The organism is Sulfuriferula plumbiphila (assembly GCF_009938015.1).
Classification (GTDB): domain Bacteria; phylum Pseudomonadota; class Gammaproteobacteria; order Burkholderiales; family Sulfuriferulaceae; genus Sulfuriferula; species Sulfuriferula plumbiphila.
The window spans coordinates 2,225,255-2,242,963 of sequence record NZ_AP021884.1 but is presented as its reverse complement, the minus strand read 5'-3'; the positions used below and the strand labels follow the sequence as shown (position 1 = coordinate 2,242,963).

General features: G+C 60.5%; 13 protein-coding genes. 11 read left to right on the top strand and 2 right to left on the bottom strand.

Annotation, left to right across the window (positions count from 1 at the left end; translation table 11 throughout):
• Entirely contained in the window at window positions 1-1,578 is a 1,578-nt protein-coding gene (locus GZH91_RS11595) for a peptide chain release factor 3 (RefSeq protein ID WP_147071939.1), read from the bottom strand.
• A 307-nt stretch (window positions 1,579-1,885) separates the two neighbouring features.
• Here GZH91_RS11595 and GZH91_RS11590 point away from each other — a divergent pair, with 307 nt between their 5' ends.
• The 11 genes from GZH91_RS11590 to GZH91_RS11540 all read left to right on the top strand — a co-directional run bounded on the left by GZH91_RS11590 (window position 1,886) and on the right by GZH91_RS11540 (window position 14,820).
• Window positions 1,886-2,071: a type II toxin -antitoxin system TacA 1-like antitoxin gene (locus GZH91_RS11590; protein ID WP_147071937.1), complete on the top strand. Its 186-nt coding sequence runs from the start codon at window positions 1,886-1,888 to the stop codon at window positions 2,069-2,071.
• Between the two features lie 359 nt (window positions 2,072-2,430).
• Window positions 2,431-2,661: a type I restriction-modification system subunit M gene (locus tag GZH91_RS11585; protein WP_174861835.1), complete on the top strand. Its 231-nt coding sequence runs from the start codon at window positions 2,431-2,433 to the stop codon at window positions 2,659-2,661.
• Window positions 2,662-2,703: 42 nt separating this feature from the next.
• The gene (locus GZH91_RS17720; protein ID WP_174861834.1) at window positions 2,704-3,240 is read left to right on the top strand and encodes a hypothetical protein; all 537 of its coding nucleotides are present in this window, start codon (window positions 2,704-2,706) and stop codon (window positions 3,238-3,240) included.
• An 11-nt stretch (window positions 3,241-3,251) separates the two neighbouring features.
• Entirely contained in the window at window positions 3,252-3,737 is a 486-nt protein-coding gene (locus GZH91_RS11575; RefSeq protein WP_147071935.1) for a low molecular weight protein-tyrosine-phosphatase, read from the top strand.
• A gap of 233 nt (window positions 3,738-3,970) precedes the next feature.
• A complete protein-coding gene (locus GZH91_RS11570) occupies window positions 3,971-4,453 on the top strand; it encodes a chemotaxis protein CheW (RefSeq protein WP_223264519.1) in 483 nt (160 codons plus the stop codon).
• Window positions 4,453-5,910, top strand: coding sequence for a CheR family methyltransferase (locus GZH91_RS11565; protein WP_147071933.1), 1,458 nt, complete (start codon window positions 4,453-4,455; stop codon window positions 5,908-5,910). The genes GZH91_RS11570 and GZH91_RS11565 overlap by 1 nt, the downstream gene beginning before the upstream one ends.
• A gap of 13 nt (window positions 5,911-5,923) precedes the next feature.
• Window positions 5,924-6,562, top strand: coding sequence for a chemotaxis protein CheW (locus GZH91_RS11560; RefSeq protein ID WP_147071931.1), 639 nt, complete (start codon window positions 5,924-5,926; stop codon window positions 6,560-6,562).
• A gap of 198 nt (window positions 6,563-6,760) precedes the next feature.
• Window positions 6,761-8,224: a CHASE3 domain-containing protein gene (locus GZH91_RS11555; protein WP_147071929.1), complete on the top strand. Its 1,464-nt coding sequence runs from the start codon at window positions 6,761-6,763 to the stop codon at window positions 8,222-8,224.
• Between the two features lie 45 nt (window positions 8,225-8,269).
• Window positions 8,270-10,603: a hybrid sensor histidine kinase/response regulator gene (locus tag GZH91_RS11550; RefSeq protein ID WP_147071927.1), complete on the top strand. Its 2,334-nt coding sequence runs from the start codon at window positions 8,270-8,272 to the stop codon at window positions 10,601-10,603.
• Between the two features lie 140 nt (window positions 10,604-10,743).
• Entirely contained in the window at window positions 10,744-11,862 is a 1,119-nt protein-coding gene (gene cheB, locus GZH91_RS11545; protein WP_223264518.1) for a chemotaxis-specific protein-glutamate methyltransferase CheB, read from the top strand.
• Window positions 11,863-11,865: 3 nt separating this feature from the next.
• On the top strand, window positions 11,866-14,820 hold the full coding sequence (locus GZH91_RS11540; protein WP_147071925.1) for an EAL domain-containing protein: 2,955 nt from the start codon (window positions 11,866-11,868) through the stop codon (window positions 14,818-14,820).
• Window positions 14,821-14,885: 65 nt separating this feature from the next.
• On the opposite strand, the gene GZH91_RS11535 is transcribed toward GZH91_RS11540, so the two are convergent.
• Window positions 14,886-17,600, bottom strand: coding sequence for an Rne/Rng family ribonuclease (locus tag GZH91_RS11535; RefSeq protein WP_147071923.1), 2,715 nt, complete (start codon window positions 17,598-17,600; stop codon window positions 14,886-14,888).
• Between the last annotated feature and the right edge of the window lie 109 nt (window positions 17,601-17,709).

Genomic DNA, 17,709 nt, shown 5'->3' with positions numbered 1-17,709 from the left:
TCAATAAACCTCACGTGTTTCCAGGAATCTGACGTCCGGGAAGCGTTCCTGCGTCATGGTCAGGTTGACCCGGTTGGGCGCCAGGTAAACGTACTGATTTGCGCCGTCCAGGGCGACGTTGAAACCGTATTTATCCACCAGTTGCTTGAGGTTGGTCTCGGAGCCGCGCAGCCAGCGGGCAGTGGCGTATTCGCAGCCTTCAAACAGCACGTCCACGCCGTATTCGAATTCCAGCCGGTGCGCCACCACGTCGAATTGCAGGGTGCCGACCGCGCCCAGGATCAGGTCGTTCGAGGAAATCGGGCGGAACAGTTGGGTGGCGCCTTCTTCGGCCAGCTGCTGCAGGCCTTTCTGCAATTGCTTCATTTTCAGCGGGTTCTTGATGCGTGCCTTGCGGAAAAATTCCGGCGCAAACGAAGGTATCCCGGTGAATTTGAGGTTTTCGGTTTCGCTGAAGGTATCGCCCAGGCGGATGGTGCCGTGGTTGGGGATGCCGATAATGTCGCCCGCAAACGCCTCATCCGCTGTGTTGCGATCCTGCGCCATGAAGGTGATGGCATTGTTCACCGCCATGACTTTGCCGCTGGAAACCTGTTTGATTTTCATGCCCCGGTCGAAGCGCCCGGAGCACACGCGCAGAAACGCAATGCGGTCGCGGTGCTTGGGGTCCATGTTGGCCTGGATCTTGAATACGAAGCCGGAAAACTTCGCCTCGCCCGGTTGTACCAGACGGGTTTCAGTGGCACGCGGCTGGGGCGGCGGCGACAAGTCCACCACCGCGTCCAGCATCATCTGTACGCCGAAGTTGTTGACTGCCGAGCCGAACAGCACCGGGGTCTGTTTGCCGGCATGATAGGCGGCTGAATCAAAGGTGTGCGAAGCGCCGCGCACCAGTTCCACCTCCACACGCAGCTCGCTGGCCTGTTCGCTGCCGATGAACGCATCCAGGCGCGGGTTGTCCAGGCCCTGGATGATCTCGCTGGTGCCCTTGTCTGCATGCGGGTCGAACACCAGTACCGTGTCGTCGTAGAGGTGATACACGCCGCGAAAGCGCTTGCCCATGCCGATCGGCCAGGTCATCGGCGCGCACTGCATGCCCAGCACCGATTCGATTTCGTCGAGCAGTTCAATCGGTGCGCGGCCTTCGCGGTCGAGCTTGTTGATGAAAGTGATGATGGGGGTATCGCGCATGCGGCACACGTTGAGCAGCTTGATGGTCTGTGCTTCGACACCGTTGACCGAGTCGATCACCATCACCGCCGAATCCACGGCAGTGAGGGTGCGGTAGGTATCCTCGGAAAAGTCCTCGTGACCGGGCGTATCCAGCAGGTTGATGATGTGTTCGCGGTAGGGGAACTGCATCACCGAGGAAGTGACCGAAATGCCGCGCTGTTTTTCCAGTTCCATCCAGTCCGAAGTGGCGTGGCGGCTGGCCTTGCGTGCGCGCACTTCGCCCGCGACCTGGATCGCGCCGCCGAACCACAGCAGCTTTTCGGTCAGCGTGGTTTTACCCGCGTCCGGGTGGGAAATAATGGCAAAGGTGCGGCGACGCTGGATTTCTGAGTCAAGGGTGGTCATTTTTGGCAACAGAAGAAGAGGCTGGCTAACCCGGCATTATACAAGAGCGGAGCCTTGCGATTCCGCATGCGTCTTGCTGAAATATCCGGGCTGAATTTTGTTGAATGGCGCTGCGCAACAATCGAACCATGCCACCAAGCCTGGAACTGTGCCTGATCGGGCGGTTCCGGTGCCTGTCCAATACTCGGCATGGCGGCCGGAGATTACAGCTGGCTGTCAATTGGCAGACCATCCCTCAGGATTTTGGCATTGCCACAATCAGCATAAGGCAGTACATTGGCGAGGCCATTTCAACCTGGGTCGGGCCATGTCGCGCAATAAGTGTGAAACCCTGTCCATTCGGACGACTGCGGAGATCAAAGACCTGATTCGCCAGGCTGCCGAGCGCGAGCATCGCTCCGTCGCTTCCATGATGGAGGTGCTGGTCCTGGCTCACGCAGAGCAGTCCGGCCTGAAGGCCAGCGCCAAGACGAAAAAGACCAACAAGAAGTGAGCCGATGAGCGCCAACGCCTTCCAGAATATCTCCAAGATCGAAGACAGCCTCTGGGAGGCTGCCGATCAGTTGCGCGCCAACTCCAAACTGACCAGCAGCGATACTGCATGCCGGTGCTCGGCGTCATTTTCCTGCGCCACGCCACCAATCGCTACCAGGCCGCCTTGCGAGCCATCGGGGCCGATCAGGCCGCCGGCAGAATACCCAAGCGCCCATTGGTCAAGGGCGACTTCATCAAGCGCCGGGCGCTGATGCTGCCGGAACTGGCTCGCTACGACACCCTGCTCAAGCTCCCCAAGGGCAGCAAGCTTGGCACCGCGCTGGTCGATGCCATGAAGACCGCTTCCCCAAGGCCGAAATGCAGGACGTACCGGGCCTGTGCAAAGTGGTCAGCCGCGCCGACATCGAAGCCGCCGACTGGAGCCTCACCCCCGGCCGCTATGTCGGCGTCGCCCCGGCGGAAGCGGATGAGGACTTCGACTTCGGGCAGACGTTGCGCGACATCCATATGGGGCTGGCCGATCTGAACCGCGAGGCGGTGGAACTGGCGGCGAAGATTCAGGAAAATTTTGAGGAACTGGGAATATGACCCCCGTAGGGGCGAATTCATTCGCCCAACCCCTCTCCCGCCATGCCGCGCGATAATCTCCTCAAAGGGCGGGTTTCGCTGCCGCGCCAGGCCTGCCATGTCACCGCCTGCACGGAAGCCCGCCGCCCCATCTTCCGCGACTTTGCCTGCGCTCGCCTACTGGTAACCGAAATGCGCCGGTTGCACGAAGCAGAACTACTCGGCTCGCTGGCCGGGAAGCTCGAAGCTTCACGCACGGGTGACGCCGTCAGCCTCTACCGTCGCGTGGTGCCGCCCATCGTCGAGCAGACCAGCAACGCCGCTTACGACGAGGCGATCAAGCTGATTCGCAAGATGGGCGGGTTGATGAAAGCGCAGAATCAGTCACGGCAATTCGGCGACTACCTGGCGGAGCTGCGCGTGCAGTTCAAGCCCAAGCGGAATTTCATCAAACTGCTGGGTGGCGCGGAGTGCTGCGAAATGAGCGCCGATGCGTCCATTTTGTTCTCCAAAATTGCTCGATCACTGTCTGATCCCATTGGTACGGGACGTGTTGTCTTGGTGTCTCGCACGAGTTATAAAATATCCATAACATATTGATTGGAAATCTAATGATTAAAGTTTTATTCGTCTGCATGGGCAATATCTGCCGCTCGCCCATGGCGGAAGGGGTTTTCGCCAAAACGGTACAGAGTGCCGGGCTGGACACGCAAGTTGTGATCGATTCGGCGGGCACCCACGACTACCACGTGGGCGATGCACCCGATCTGCGTGCCCAGCGCACGGCGCTAAGCCACGGCTACGATATCAGTGCGTTGCGTGGCAGGCAGGTGCAGGATAGCGACTTCGAGCGTTTCGACTATATTCTGGCAATGGATAGACAGAATCTGAACAATCTCACGCGCCGTGCCCATGCCAGGCATCACCACAAAATCCGGCTGCTGCTGAGTTTCAGCCGGCGTTTTCCCAATCTGGATGTACCCGATCCCTACTATGGCGGGCAGCAGGGGTTTGACCAGACGCTGGATATGGTCGAGGACGCCGCCCAGGGCCTGCTCAAGATTATCCAGGGGCAGGGCAGGGATCAACCAGGTTAACCCGCAGCGGGGATTTGTGTGTGGCGCAGCTATATTTAATACCGGGTCGAATTTGAGCGGAAATTGACAGGTGGCAGTTGCGATATCGTCCACTTGCCTGAGCGTTTCCTCGCACAACGCGCAAAATTATTAAACAGAGCTAGTATTACCAGATAGGCAGGGGGACATGTCATGACTGTTTTGCCCGCACCAGTTTGTTTTGCTGCAACGAGTTGGCCACTCCATTATTATCCATGAACGTCGAGCCCATGGCCGTTATGGGAAAGCCGGATCAACTCCTTGTTTTTGCTTTGGGCGATCAGCGCTGCGCCCTGTATCTGTCGGCGGTCGACAGGGTGGTGCGCATGGTGGAGATTACCCCGTTGCCGAAGGCGCCGGCCATCGTGTCTGGGGTGGTCAATGTGCACGGAGAGGTGATCCCGGTCATCAACCTACGCAAGCGTTTTGACCTGCCGCAACGGGACATCGCCCTCACCGACCAGCTCGTCATCGCGCACACGGCGCGGCGGCCGGTGGCCCTGGTGGTGGATACGGTGACCGATATCGTCGAATGCGCCGGGCGGGAACTGGTCGTGGCGGAGAGCATCCTGCCCGAGCTTGAGTATGTTCAAGGTGTGGCGAAGCTCAAGGATGGCTTGATCCTGATCTACAACCTGGAACAGTTTCTCTCCCTGGAAGAAGAAGAATCCCTGGATCAGGCCATGGCCCCTCTTTGATGCAGAACATACGCCCTCCTCTTCCCGATTCACTTTTGTCCAGCCTGAGCGATTTCCTCGCCGCACAGACCGGGCTGTACTTCCCGAAAAAGCGCTGGGGTGACCTGGAACGGGGGATAGTCGCGGCCGCTTGCCAGTTCGGTCTGCCGGATGCGCAAACGTGCGCACGCTGGTTGCTGTCTGCACCCCTGACGCGCAGCCAGATCGAGGTGCTCGCCAGCCATTTGACCGTGGGCGAAACCTATTTCTTCCGCGAGCAGCGGAGCTTCGAGGCGCTCGAACAGCACATCCTCCCGGTGTTGCTGCATGCGCGCGAGCACACCGGACGGCGGTTGCGTATCTGGAGCGCCGGTTGCAGCACCGGCGAGGAAGCCTATTCCATCGCCATGCTCCTCGACCGGCTGATCCCCGATCCCGAAAAATGGAATGTCACCATCCTGGCCACTGACATCAACCCGGCGTTCCTGGGCAAGGCGGCAGCAGGGATGTACGGCGAATGGTCGTTCCGCGACACGCCGGCCTGGATCCGGGCGCGTCATTTCAAACATGGAAAAAATGCGCGTTTTGAGATCCTGCCGCGCATCCGCAAGCGGGTGACATTTTCCTACCTCAACCTTGCCGACGATGTTTACCCTTCACTCACCAACAACACCAACGCGATGGACGTGATCTTCTGCCGCAATGTACTGATGTATTTCACCGCGGCGCAGGCGCAGAAAGTCATCGAAAACCTCCACCGCTCGCTCGTCGATGGCGGGTGGCTCATCGTCAGCCCCGCGGAAACCTCGATCAGCCTGTTTTCCAGGTTCACTGCCGTCGGGTTTCCCGGAGCCGTTCTCTACCGCAAACCCGCGGATGCGGAATCGCCGGCTGTCGCCACCGCTTATCCAGCCGCGGCAGCCGGTCTGTTGTCTGAGACCTTGGCGCCGGAATCCCTTGTTGGGGATGCAGCATTAGCGACTCCGTTGCATGCGGCGCCGTTGAATCTGGATCGCCCGGCAGTACAATCAGACGGGCTACCTCCGTGCGCGGTGAATGCCAGCGCAGCGCCATCCCGCACGGCGCGGGCCTGTGCCAACCAGGGCAAGCTCGCCGAAGCGGCCGAATGGTGCGGAAAGGCGATCGCCGCCGACAAGCTGAATCCCGCGCACCTGTATCTCCTCGCCACCATCCGGCAGGAGCAGGGCCAATACGACCGCGCCGTGCAGTCGCTGATGCGCGCGCTCTATCTCGATCCCGATTTCGTACTCGCGCATTTCGCGTTGGGTAACCTGCGTCTGGCGCAGGACCGGCGCCGCGAGGCGGAGCGGCATTTCAGAAATGCCCTTGCGCTCCTGCATCAGCGCCCGCGCGACGAAATCCTCCCCGAGTCGGACGGGCTGAGCGCCGGCCGGCTGGTCGAGATCATCACATCCGTGCTGTCGAGCCTGCCATGCGCTGCAACGGTCGGCGTATGAAAGGCATAACGGTATGAGCCCTCCTAAGCCATCATCGCGAGAACAGAAAAAAGCAGTTATTGACTGGCGCGATATAGAGCGGCGCATGGCGGCCGCGCGCGCCGCAATCGAGCGCGCATGGACGTCACCACCCGAAGAGACCCAACGCATCCTGAAGGCAAGAGCGCAAGCGCTGGCCCGGGAGCCCGTGCACGCGGAAGCCGCTAACGAGTGCCTCGAAGTCGTGGAATTTCTCCTCGCCTGCGAGCGCTACGCTGTCGAATCACGTTGCATCCGGGAGGTCTATCCCCTGGAAAACCTCACGCCGTTACCATGCACGCCGGCATTCGTGCTCGGCATTATCAACCTGCGCGGAGAGATCCTCTCGGTCATCGACATCAAGAAATTTTTCGACCTGCCGGAGCAAGGGCTGACCGATCTCAACAAGCTTATCGTTCTCCGCTCCGGGAACATGCTCTTCGGCATCCTGGCGGATGCGATTACCGGCGTGCGTCGCGTTCCAATCGCCGACATGCAGTCATCCCTGCCCACCCTCACGGGTATCCGGGAAGTGTATTTACGGGGCGTGACGCCTGATCGCACCGTCGTTCTCGATGCGGAAAAACTCCTGTCCGACGCGAACATCATCGTGCAGGAGCAAGTGGACGGGTAGTGGACAAACGGCCCCTGGCTCGACAGAACAACGGAGAACATCAAGCAGGCCAGCGTACAGAACGTCGCCGCACCCGGCAGGCAGAGGCCGCGGCGCAGTGGCTGCACGAACTGGGACAGCGACTCAAGCAGATGACGGAACGGTATAAGTGAAAGAACGGTTTACCGAGAGAAAACAACTCCAGGAAAGGTGAAACAAATGAAATGGACTGTCGGAACAAAGATTGGAGCCGGATATGCTCTGGCACTGTTCATTCTGGCCGTTCTCGGCATGGTTTCGTACCGGAGCACGACCGGACTCATCGAAGCCGCACAGTTGAAAGTTCACACCCACCAGGTACTCGCAAATCTTGCAGACGTGCTCTCGGCCCTGAAAGATGCCGAAACCGGACAGCGTGGCTATCTCATTGTCGGAGATGAGCGTTATCTGGAACCGTATCAGACCGGGACGGCGGCTATGAATAAGGCTTTCCAGAATCTCCGCAGGTTGACAGCGGATAACCCCAATCAACAGCGCTCGCTCAATGCTCTTGAGCCTCTCATTGCGGCCAAATTTTCTGAACTCAAGGAAACGATCGATTTGCGGAAAAGCAAGGGGTTCGAGGCTGCGTTACAGGTGGTCCGGACGGATAAGGGAAAGCAGGCGATGGATGATATTCGAAAGCTGATCGCCGGGATGGGTGACGAGGAAAAGAGACTATTGGAACAGCGGGACGGCGAGGTGAGGATCAGTTCCGAAGCCACGATTTCCGCCATCGTTTACGGCATCCCTCTTGCTTTTGCAGTATTGGCTCTGGTTGGTTTTCTGGTCACCCGTAGCATTACCCGCCAGTTGCGGGAAAGTATTACCCTGCTGTCGTCCTCCGTGGCCGAAATTCTCGCCACCACCACCCAGGTTGCCTCCGGCTCTGCCGAGACGGCCGGTGCTGTGAGCGAGACCACGGCGACGGTTGAGGAAGTCAAGCAGACCGCCCGGGTTGCGAGCCAGAAAGCGCGCTACGTCTCCGACAGCGCGCAGAAGACCGCACAGATCTCGCAGACCGGCCGCAAATCGGTGGAGGACGCGATTGCCGGCATGCAGCATATCCAGGAACAAATGGAATCCATTGCCGAGAGCATCGTGCGGCTGTCCGAGCAGAGCCAGGCCATTGGCGAGATCATTGCCACCGTCAACGACCTTGCCGGGCAGTCGAACGTGCTTGCGGTGAATGCTGCCATCGAGTCGGCCAGGGCCGGCGAGCACGGCAAGGGCTTCGGCGTAGTGGCGCAGGAGGTCAATAGCCTGGCGGAACAGTCCAAGCAAGCGACTGCCCAGGTACGCGCGATTCTGGGCGACATCCAGAAGGCCACCGGTGCTGCGGTGCTGGCCACCGAGCAGGGCAACAAGGCCGTGGAGGCGGGTGTGAAGCAGACCACGGAGACCGGCGAAGCCATCCGCCTGCTCGCTGAGAGCATCAATGAAGCGGCGCAGGCGGCCACGCAGATCGCGGCATCGAGCCAGCAGCAGATGGTGGGCATGGATCAGGTGGCGCTGGCGATGGAGAACATCAAGCAGGCCAGCATACAGAATGTCGCCGGCACCCGGCAGGCAGAGGCCGCGGCGCAGGGGCTGCATGAACTGGGACAGCAGCTGGCCATGTTGATCGGGAGCAAGGCCGCCTGAAGGGACTGCCGCATCTGCACCGAATACAGGAACCGGAACAAGGCTATGCCCAAACAAAACGATGAATTCCTGAAAAGGCTCCTCGCAACATTCCGGATCGAGGCGGACGAACATCTCCAAACAATGTCGTCAGGATTGCTGGAACTGGAGAAAATGCCGGCTGGTGCCCGGCGTGCGGAAATCATCGAGCGGGTTTTCCGTGAAGCGCACAGCCTGAAGGGCGCTGCCCGTGCAGTGAATCTGACGCAGATCGAATCCGCCTGCCAGCCGCTGGAAAGCGTGTTCGCGGCACTGAAGAACAATCAGCTCGCCGCCTCGCCGCCGTTGCTCGATCTCCTGCACCAGACGATTGATGCCCTCGGCGGCTTGCTTGTTCCGCAAGCCGGTGCGCCGGAAACCCGCAAGCCGGTGATCGGCAGGCTGATTCGACAACTCGACGATGCGTTGACAGGACCCTTGCCAGCGCCCGCACAGCCGGCTGCAGCGCTGCCGCAAGTGATGCCGCAAGTGATGCCGCCGGCATCCACGCCCGCCGCACCGAATGAAGCTGTCGAGACGGGCGATGCACCTTCACCCGCGCCGCCGCACAGCTTGATCTCCGAAACCATCCGGGTTTCCACGGCGAAGCTCGACGGCGTGATGCGGCAGGCCGAAGAACTGCTGTCCCCCCGGCTGGCGTCAGGCCAGCGCGTCAGGGAGCTGAGTGAGGCCGCCGCCCTGCTCGCAGGCTGGAAAAAGGAGCGGACGCGGATTCAGTCCACACTCAGGCTGTTCGAGAGTTTATGCGAACAGGATGGCAAGGACAACGACGCCGCCAAGGGCCCGCAGCAGATGCGCAGGCTGCTCGAATATCTGGACGCCGAACAGCGCTTCATCAAAACGCTCGAAGACCGTCTGGCGAAATTGAAAAAATCCGCCGAACACGATCAGCGCACGCTGACCGGCATGACCGACAGCCTGCTGCACGACGTGAAGGAGATGCAGTTGCTGCCGTTCATGTCGCTGCTCGAGATTCTCCCGCGCTTTGTCCGCGAGCTGGCCCGCGCGCAGGGCAAGGATATAGAGCTGGTGATCCAGGGTGGCGAGATTGAAATTGATCGGCGCATCCTGGAGAAGATGAAGGATCCGCTCATCCACCTGTTGCGCAACGGCATTGATCACGGCATCGAAAAACCGGCGCTACGCAGGGAGAAGCAGAAGCCGCCGCACGGAACGATCAGCGTGGCGATCTCGCAACAGGACAGCGGCAAGGTCGAGATACGCATTGCCGACGATGGCGCCGGCATCGATGCGTCCAAAGTGAAGGCTGCGGCCGGCAGGCTGGGCATCGTTTCGCCCGAGGTGGCGGAAAGCCTCGGCGCAGCGGAAGCGCTGGCGCTCGTTTTCCAGTCCGGCATCTCCACCAGTCCCCTCATCACGGACGTTTCCGGGCGCGGGCTTGGCCTTGCGATCGTGCGGGAAAAGGTCGAGCGGCTGGGCGGCACTGTCGCCCTCAAGTCCAGCCCGGGTGCCGGAACAGAGTTCCGGATCGTCCTGCCGCTGACACTGGCCAATTTCCAGGGCGTCATCGTCCGCGCCGGCGGCCATCTGTTCATCATTCCCGCCATCAGCGTGGAGCGCGTGGTGCGCGTAGCCAACCAGGACATCCAGACTGTGGAAAACCGGGAAACGATCGCGCTCGATGGCCAGGTGGTTGCGCTGGGCTGGCTCAGCGATGTGCTGGAAATGCCGCGCAAGGGCACGGCGGGCGAGTCGGCCGGCACCCTGCAAGCAGTCGTGCTTGCACTGGGTGCGCAACGTATCGCATTTCGTGTGGAGGAGATCGTCGGGGAACAGGAAGTGCTGGTCAAGCCGCTTGGACCGCAACTCACGCGCGTGCGCAACGTCGCCGGCGCGAGCATCCTGGGGACGGGGCAGGTGGTGCCGGTTCTCAATGTTTCCGATCTGCTGAAGTCGGCCGTGAAGCGTGCGACGGCACCGTTTGCACCGGCTGCCGAACAGCAGATGGAAACGGAAAGGCAATCCATCCTGGTGGTGGAAGACTCGATCACCTCGCGGGCCCTGCTCAAGAACATTCTCGAATCGGCGGGCTATCGCGTCACCACGGCGGTGGACGGTGTCGACGCCTACACCGCACTCAAGACCGGCACCTTCGACCTGATCGTCTCGGATGTGGAGATGCCGCGCATGGACGGCTTCGACCTGACGGCCAAGGTGCGCGCGGACAAGCAGTTCGCGGAGTTGCCGGTGGTGCTGGTGACAGCGCTGGGCTCGCGCGAACACCGCGAACGCGGCATCGACGTTGGTGCCAACGCCTATATTGTGAAAAGCAGCTTCGACCAGAGCAACCTGCTGGAAGTCATTTCCAGGCTCATTTGATCGGCGGGCGCCAGCATCAGGGTCGCGTCCTGGCCGATGCAGGGAGACGGTACCGACACGCTGGTCGCGGCCAAACGGAGCGGCAAAAACTGGTTAAGCCGCCACGAACCGGCGCTCCATGGATAAACACGGGCACAAACTTGCCCAGTTCATTGTTTCGGGAAAAGGAAAAACACAATGAGGCAACGCTTTTGATCAACGTCCTGGTGGTGGAAGATTCGCCCGTGGTGCGTGAATTTCTCATTCACGTTCTCGGCTCGGACCCCGGTATCCGGGTGGTCGGCACGGCGCACGACGGCGAGGAGGCGCTCGATGCCGTGCGCCGCTATAGGCCAGACGTGATCACGATGGACATCCACATGCCGAAAATGGATGGCCTGGAGGCCACGCGCCGGATCATGGAAACGGACCCGAGACCTATCGTCATCGTCAGTGGGAGCCACCGCTCCGGGGAGATGACGACGACGTTCGAAGCGATGGAGGCTGGCGCGCTGGCCGTGCTGTCCCGGCCGGCAGGTATCGGCCATGCCGACTATGAAGCCACGGCGAGGGAGCTGGTGCAGACGGTGAAGCTGATGTCGGAAGTCAAGGTGGTGCGGCGCTGGTCCCGCGTGCGGCGCGATGCGCCGGCCCCGTGCCCGGTGAAGATGGGGTTTGCGCGCGCACCGGCGCAGGTGCGGATCGTCGCCATCGGTGCTTCAACCGGCGGCCCGCCAGCACTTCATACCATACTCGCGGGATTGCCGAAGGCGTTTCCGGCACCGTTGTTGATCGTCCAGCATATGGCGGCTGGCTTTATCCAGGGATTCGTCGAGTGGCTGGCGCAGTCGGCCAGCCTGCCGGTTCATGTTGCCGCACACGGCGAGCCTGTTCTTCCCGGTCACGTCTACGTGGCAGCCGACGCGTACCAGATGAAAGTGGAACGCAGCGGCAAGATTGTTCTGACCAGGGACGCGCCCGAGAACGGGCTGCGTCCGTCGGTGTCTTATCTTTTCCGCTCGATTGCCGATAACTATGGGTGCGACGCCGTCGCCGGCCTGCTCACCGGCATGGGACGCGACGGCGCCGAGGAACTGCGGCTGTTGAAGGAAAAGGGCGCAGTCACCTTCGCGCAGGATAAGGACAGCTCGGTCGTGCACGGCATGCCGGGCGAGGCAATCAGGCTCGATGCGGCAACGTTTGTCCTTTCCCCGGACAAGATTGCCGCAGTGCTGACAAACCTGGCGAACCATCGAGGTAAAAGCATAAATGGAGTGTGATCCATGAAATCCAGAAAGAACAACAACAATGGCATTGAAATCCTCATCGCCGAGGACAGTCCGACCCAGGCGGAAAAATTGCAATATCTGCTCGAAGAACACGGCTATGCGGTCGTGACCGCAGCCAACGGCAAGCAGGCCCTGGCGGCGGCCCGGCGGCGCAGGCCGGCGCTGATCGTGAGCGATGTCATGATGCCGGAAATGGACGGCTTTGCGCTGTGCGGGGAAATCAAGCGTGACGACCAGCTCCAGGACGTGCCGGTGATGCTGCTCACCACGCTTTCCGACGTGCGCGACATCATGAAAGGGCTGGAGTGCGGTGCCGACAACTTCATCCGCAAGCCGTACGAGGAGCGCTACCTGCTTGCACGGGTCGACTACCTGCTGATGAACAACGAACTGCGCAAGAGCCAGAAGATGCAGGTTGGAGTGGAAATCTATCTCGGCGGGCAAAAACATTTCATCACTGCCGAACGGCAGCAGATCGTGGACCTGCTGATCTCGGTTTACGAAGAGGCGGTCCACATCAGCGAAGAGCTCAAGGTGCGGCAGCGCGAACTGGCCGACTCGAACAGCGCGCTGACCGGCCTCTACCACGTCGCGGAGGGGCTGAATCGCGCGGTGAGCGAGCGCGAAGTGTGCGACAAGGCGCTCGAGCATGCGATGGAGCTGCCGGGGGTGCAGGCGGGATGGATCGCCCTGTGGGAAGACGATGCCTTCCGGACAGCGGCGGTGCGCAACCTGCCCCCGGCGTTGCTGGGCGAAGACGCGATGGAGGGCTTGTGCGAATGCCGGCGCCGCTTTCTTGCAGGAGAGCTGGGTCATGTCACCAACATCCTGGAGTGCGAATGGCTGAAGCATGCTGCGGGCAACACGCACGGCCTGCGCTACCATGCCAGTGTGCCGTTGTGGAGCGGCGATTGCATGTTGGGGATCATGAACCTGGTGGGGGCAGATCAGGGTCTGTTCAAAGACGACGAACTGGATACGCTTTATGGAGTCGGGCACCAGGTGGGTATCGCGCTGGAGCGGGCACGGCTGCATGAGCGCCTGGAGCAACTGGTGGCGGAGCGAACCGCGGCGTTGACCGCGGAAATCGCCGAGCGCAAACGCGCGCAGGCCAGGATCGTTCGCCTCAATCGCATCTACAGCGTGCTCAGTGGCATCAACACCACGATCGTGCGCGTTCGCGAGCCCCAGGAACTCTTCGACGAAGCCTGCCGCATCGCGGTGGAACATGGCAAGTTCACGTTCGCGTGGGTCGGCACACTTGATGCGGGCACACAGCAGGTCACACCGGTCGCCAGGGCAGGCCGCGACGACGGATACCTGTCCCGGATCAATTTGAGCGCCGCGGAAGATACGCCGGGAAATTGCACGCTGACGGCACGCGCCGTGACCCGGCGGCAACCGGTAATCTGCAACGACATTGCCACGGATACAGCCATGCAATCGTTGCGTGCCGAGGCGTTGAAGCGCGGCTATCGTTCCGTGGCAGTGTTTCCCCTGATGCTGGGAGACCGGCCGGTTGGCGTATTCCTGCTCTATGCCCCGGAAGCGGACGTTTTCGACGAGGAGGAAATGCGGCTGCTGGTCGAGATGGCCGGCGATATTTCATTCGCTCTGGATCATCTCGAAAAAGAAGCGCGCCTCAATTATCTCGCCTATTTCGATGCCGTCACCGGTCTTCCGAACCGTACCCTGTTTCTGGATCGCGTCGCCCAGAAAATCAATGTCGCGCGCCGCGATCGCAAGGTGTTTTCGGTGATCATGCTCGACCTCAATCGGTTCAGCAGCATCAATGAAACCCTGGGCCGCCAGGCCGGCGATGATCTGTTGCGCCTGCTCACGCAGCGGCTGCAGGGAATACTTGGCGAAACGGACATCCTTGCCCATTTTTCAGCCGACTACTTCGGTATCGTCACCCACCACGACGATGAAAGTGTAAACATCGTTCATGTCCTGGAGAGTATATTGTCCGCGATCCGGAATCAGCCGTTCCTGGTCAGCGGACAGGAGCTGCGTGTTTCGGCCAGGGCGGGAATATCGTCTTACCCCGTCGACGGCCAGGACATTGAGACCCTTTTCCACAATGCCGAGTCAGCGCTGAAAAAAGCCAAACTCTCCGGCGACAAGTATCTGTTCTATACCCCTGCATTCAATGCGCTGGTCGCCGAGAAGCTGTCGCTTGAGAACAAGCTGCGCCGGGCGCTGGAGCAGGAACAGCTGGTGCTGCATTACCAGCCCAAGGTCGACCTCGCAAGCGGACAGATCAGCGGCCTGGAAGCGCTGCTGCGCTGGAACGATCCGGAAACCGGTCTCGTGCCGCCGCTGAAGTTCATTCCCTTGCTTGAAGAAACCGGGATGATTCTGGAAGCAGGTCAGTGGGCCCTGGAAAAAGCGGTATCGGATTCCCTGGTATGGCAGACCCAGGGGCTGCGATCTCCGAGGGTCGCCGTCAATGTCTCTCCGATTCAGTTACAACAGAAAGATTTCGTCAGCATGATAGAACGCGTGGTGAAGGGTGACGGAGATGTAGCCGGCAGGCTGGAACTCGAGATAACCGAGAGTCTGGTCATGCAGGATATCGTGGCGAATATCCAGAAACTCCAGATGATCCAGGAGATGGGCGTGGAGGTGGCTATCGACGATTTCGGTACCGGTTATTCCTCGCTCAGCTATATTGCCAAGCTGCCTGTCAGTACCCTGAAGATCGACCGGGCGTTCATCATGAACATGACCAGCAACTCCGACGATCTGAGCATTGTGTCCACGATCATCTCGCTTGCCCATTCCCTGAATATGCGGGTGGTCGCGGAGGGCGTCGAAACCGGGGAGCAGGCAAGGCTCCTGCGCCTGCTCAAATGCGACGAGATCCAGGGGTTCCTGTTCAGTCCGGCGGTGCCTGCTGAACAGATCGAACGCTTCCTGCGCGAGCGGAAATCCCTGTTGGGATAGGCCAAAAACAGAACACGGCCAATCGGCCATGTTCTGTTTTGGGTATTTGCCTGCGTGTAGATTGATTAGCGCCGGGTTTCAATCTGTTGCAGCGGTGCTTCCTGCGCTGTCTGTTGCGGCACTGCAGCGCGTCTCGGCTGGCGACTCTGGGGCACCGGGTTGCTGGCCACAATGGTGCTTTCTGCAGGAGCCGTGACGGCGTTTTTTGTTTCCACCTGCATCAGCTCAACCGGAGTGTCTGCGACCATGGCTGGCGGCTTGCGGCGTCGACGCGGAGCCTGTTCTGTTACGTCAGGTACGATTGCGGCAGCCGGTTTGGCTTGCGTTTCCACCTGCTGTAGCTGGGCGGCAGCGGGGGAGGGAGCGAGCATTTCGCTGAGCAGCTTTTCCACCGGCATGAGGGCTTTTGTCGCATCTGCTTTGGATACTGCCGGGATGGATTCGGAGGCGACGGTAACTGGCCTGGTTTCCACAGGAGCGGAGGGCTCAATGGGCGCAGGAGCGGTTGCTGCCTGGGGCGTCGTCACCGTGGCAGTAACCGGTTCGCTGGTGGGCGCAGCAACCGGCTGTGCCATTACTTCTACATCACCCTCTACTTCCGCACCACCGGTCCTGGTGGTGAGCATTTCGGCTGCTGAGCTGGTTTGATCCTGTTCCGGGCGACGCTCGCGCCGGCCACCACGGCGACCGCGGCGGCTACGGGTTTCATCGCTGATGTCCGTGGTTGTGGCCTGCACCGGGGCATCGGTTTCAGCTACGGCATTGGTAACGACAACTTCGCCGGCTGGTTTCGGCGTGCGCGGCTGTTGCTGTCGAGGTTTGCGGGTTGGCTTTTGAGCACTGTCTGCAGGCGTGGCAGGCCGTTCGCCTGCCTGACGTTCCGGGCGCGGGCCGCGTTCGGGACGGGGCGCGCGTTCGGTACGCCCGGAACCTTCCTGCGCTTCGACGGGACGTTGCGGGCGCTCGGTGCGTTCACCGCGCTGACGGCCGCGTCCACGCGTTTCGCGCGGCTCGCGCACGGGTTCGGCCGGCTGTTGGGCTACGATGGGCTGAGGCGGTTTTTCTTCACCGATTCTTTGCAGCCAGCCGAAGATGCGGCCAATCAAGCCGGATTTGGGTTCGGTCTGGGTAGGAACCTGCGCCGGCAACTTTTGTTCAACGATGGGGGCGGGCTGCGCCGGGGTAATGCCGCGCACCGCGGGTACTTGTGGCGCAGGTTTGTTTTCCTTGCGCATTTCAGTCGGCGAGGCGTCTTCAATGGCATCCGCCAGTTTATAGCTGGGAATGGTGATGTCGTGCTGGTTGAGTTCGTCATGGCGCAGTCGCGTGATCTTGTAATGCGGCGTCACCAGATAAATATTGGGGATCAGCAGCACATTGACCTTGAGCCGGGATTCGATGGCGAAGATGTCGGAGCGCTTCTCGTTGAGCAGGAAAGTGGCCACGTCCACCGGAATCTGTGCATGAATTGCGCCGGTGTTTTCCTTCATCGCATCTTCCTGGATGATGCGCAGGATATGCAGGGCGGTGGATTCAATGCCGCGAATGAAGCCGGTACCGCTGCAACGCGGGCAGGGCTGATGGCTGGATTCACCCAGCGACGGCTGCAGACGCTGACGCGACAGTTCCATCAGGCCGAATTTGGAAATCTTGCCAAATTGCACGCGCGCACGATCGTAGTGCAGCGAATCGCGCAGGCGGTTTTCCACCTCGCGCTGGTTGCGCTGGCTTTCCATGTCGATGAAGTCGATCACGATCAGGCCGCCCAGGTCGCGCAGGCGCAGTTGACGGGCGACTTCTTCGGCCGCTTCCAGATTGGTATTGTAGGCGGTCTGTTCGATATCCGAGCCGCGCGTGGAGCGCGCCGAGTTGACGTCCACCGACACCAGCGCTTCGGTGTGGTCAATCACGATGGCGCCGCCGGAAGGCAGCGTCACTTCGCGCGAGTAAGCGGATTCGATCTGGTGTTCGATCTGGAAGCGCGAGAACAGCGGCACGTCGTCCTTGTACAGCTTGACCTTGTGCACGTTGCCGGGCATGACGTGGCTCATGAACTGCTGTGCCTGCTCGAATACCTCTTCCGTATCGATCAGGATTTCGCCAATGTCAGGCTGGAAGTAGTCGCGTATGGCGCGAATCACCAGGCTGCTTTCCTGATAAATCAGGAAAGCGCCTTTCTGGCTGTTGGCAGCGGAATCAATGGCGTTCCAGAGCTGTAGCAGATAGTTCAAGTCCCACTGCAGTTCTTCCACGCCGCGGCCGATACCGGCGGTGCGGGCAATGATGCTCATGCCAGACGGGATTTCCAGTTGCGCCATCACGTCGCGCAGTTCGTTGCGCTCTTCGCCCTCAATGCGGCGCGATACGCCACCGCCGCGCGGATTGTTGGGCATCAGTACCAGATAGCGGCCCGCCAGGCTGATGTAGGTGGTAAGTGCTGCGCCCTTGTTGCCGCGTTCGTCTTTTTCCACCTGGACGATGATTTCCTGGCCTTCGCGCAGCACATCCTGGATGCGCGCGCGCGAAACATCGGCGACGTCATTGGCAAAGCAGGCGCGGGAGACTTCCTTGAACGGCAAAAAGCCGTGGCGATCGGTACCATAGTCGATAAAAGCGGCTTCGAGGCTGGGCTCGACGCGGGTGACGATGCCTTTGTAGATGTTGCTTTTGCGTTGTTCCTTGCTGGCGGATTCAATGTCGAGATCAACGAGTTTCTGACCATCGACAATGGCGACACGGAGTTCCTCGGCCTGTGTCGCATTAAATAACATGCGTTTCATGATGTTTTGTTCTCCCGCGCGCGATAGACACGGGACGACCAACCGCCGCGCGTTTTGCGCGGTGTGCGGCGCGAATGATTTAGTCTGGAATTTCAGTCATTTGGACAAC